This window comes from Desulfurellaceae bacterium, from assembly GCA_021296095.1.
GTDB lineage: Bacteria > Desulfobacterota > Binatia > Bin18 > Bin18 > JAAXHF01.
The window spans coordinates 597-1,226 of the sequence record JAGWBB010000177.1; the positions used below are offsets into that span (position 1 = coordinate 597).

At 61.9% G+C, this 630-nt stretch carries 1 protein-coding gene; it reads right to left on the reverse strand.

The window, feature by feature from the left end:
* Positions 1 to 209 precede the first annotated feature (209 nt).
* A complete protein-coding gene (locus tag J4F42_22530; protein ID MCE2488300.1) occupies positions 210 to 491 on the reverse strand; it encodes a hypothetical protein in 282 nt (93 codons plus the stop codon).
* Between the last annotated feature and the right edge of the window lie 139 nt (positions 492 to 630).

Below are 630 nucleotides of genomic sequence, written 5' to 3' on the forward strand. Positions count from 1 at the left end.
ACCACGCCGTCCACCAGCCCGCGCACCTCGTCCGGCAGCTTGGGCTGAATCGGATGGGGCACCAGGACGGGCTCGTACTGGGGCAACCCCAAGGCCGTACACTGGGCGTGGGCTGCGGTCATAAACTCGGTTGTGGCAACATTGGCGGTCGGAATGCCGTGTTCTTCGAAACCCACTACATCGTGCGAACTGCACGAAATGCAGGCCCCTCAATCACTGAGGGCTTCGATCACCGCGTCACATCGCTCCAGCAACTCCTGTTTGACCTCAACCGGAACGGTGCGGCCCGGGGTCACCTTGCGACGGCGCAAGACCTCTTTGACCCCGTACTGCTGGACCAGGACTTCTTCCAGACGGTCCAGGAAAAACTCGCCCTTGGCCTTGTTGATATCGAGCAGGCCGATCGTTGTCCCGGCCAGGCTCTCCAGCCGTGGGGCAAAATCCAGGCTCTTGCGTTCGACCTGAGAGGTCGGATCCAGTAAACGTGTCATACGTTCCTCCTTATGCAGGCTGAATTGCTTTTGTGGTGATGGTACTGCCCGAGCTGCCGCGCACCAGGCCGGGCACGGCTGCGGAAAACCGGCCGGCCGTACCGCCGGCGACAAGGATGAGGATGCTCTCGGGCTTGGG